We start from the raw sequence: 1621 nt of genomic DNA on the forward strand, positions 1-1621 counted from the left end.
CAAAACCAGCTAATAGTTTGTCAACATTTTTCAATAAAAAACTTTATTTATCCATGCTATACTTAAATTGTCCATGACAAATAACCTTCCGAATATACTGTTTGGAAGGTTTTTCATCTGATAGTTAGATGTAGTAGTTAAGCTATATCTTGGAAGGTTGTTTTGCTTTTCAATAAGGCATAGATCCAATGTAAGAGCTTATTCACACAAGCAATAACTGCAACCCTAAATGGTTTACCTTCATCGCGTTTTTTATCATAATACTCTCGTAGTTTTTTGTTTCTTGCAATGATCTCATCTGTTGTCTTTTGCTTTCTGGTATCACGAATACCGCATCTTACAGCCATATATAGAGATCGTCTTAATCGGCTAGATCCTCGTTTAGTAATTTTGTTTTTTGTAGCTGTAAATCGACCAGAAGAGTAAACACTAGGGTCTATTCCTGCAAATGCAACTAACTTTTTAGGGTGATTAAACCTTTCTATCTCTCCAATTTCTGAGATGATTGTTGCCGCAATTTTTTCTCCGATACCAGGGATAGATTGGATAATCTTATATTCTTCCAATTCTTCAGCGAGGGCATCTATTTCAGCTGCTAACTTCGATAGGTGCTCTTCGTATTGAAGAACGATATTGATTAATATCTTTAGACTAAAGATGTGACTGTCGTACATATTATGTTGAAATGGATTTCTTTCAGCCGCCTCAATAAGTTTCTCTGCTTTCTCTTCAGCCCACTGATTTGATCGACTCTTACACAAGGATGAAATAATGTCGATTAACGCTGACTTTGATACTTTAAATACAGACTCTGATGTAGGAAATGTATTAAGGACATTTAAAGAGACTCTGGAATATAGAGCTCCAAAAACACCTCGATACTCAGGAAATACTTGATCCAATAGAGTTTGTAATTGTAATTTTGTTTGAGATGAGACACCTACAATTGCTTCCTGTTGTCTGGTGAGGTTTCTTAGATTTAATAACTGAATTCCTCTTTTTCTATGAGGCTCTAACTCTTCCTTGTAGAATAGCTCGCAAAGTTGGTACGCATCTACAGGGTCTGTCTTTACCTTTCTAAGATTGGCACTACGTGAGCGATGAGACACAAGAGGGTTCACCATAATATACACATAGTCTTGTTCATCTAAAAACTGGACAACAGGGGAATGATAAGGACCAGTTGATTCCAAGATAACCGAAGGTTTCATCCCCTCTGATGCTATCGTAACCTCCTTTAAGAAATCTAATAAACTATCTAAACCATCCAAAGTATGCTTTACACTAAAGCTTTTACGATAAGGTTTTCCTTTATCTAAAAAGGCTTGAACCTGACTCTCTCCTTTTGAAACATCCAGACCAATCACTGGATTCATTTATCAATCTCCTCCTAGAAATAAATTAGTCGGTAACCCCTAAACTCCTTGTAATGCCATAGGTTCGCTTGTTAAACGGGATCTATGTCCCAACCAGCCTAAAACATGTTTATACAAGTAGGGGGTGAACAGTTTTGCTGACGGGATCCAGTCCCACGGGCGCTGCGTTCTACCCCGACTACCGCTATCATAAGACCTCATGAAAAAAGGTCAACCAGAAAAAACTGGCTGACCTTATATTACGA

The 1621-nt window shown here is 37.4% G+C and carries 1 protein-coding gene; it reads right to left on the bottom strand.

Features of this window, described 5'->3' with window-relative positions; genetic code table 11:
• Positions 1-137: 137 nt before the first annotated feature.
• Positions 138-1376, bottom strand: coding sequence for an IS110 family RNA-guided transposase (locus BGM26_RS04185; RefSeq protein ID WP_217038477.1), 1239 nt, complete (start codon positions 1374-1376; stop codon positions 138-140).
• Between the last annotated feature and the right edge of the window lie 245 nt (positions 1377-1621).

Source organism: Bacillus sp. FJAT-29790, from assembly GCF_019039215.1.
Classification (GTDB): domain Bacteria; phylum Bacillota; class Bacilli; order Bacillales; family Cytobacillaceae; genus Cytobacillus.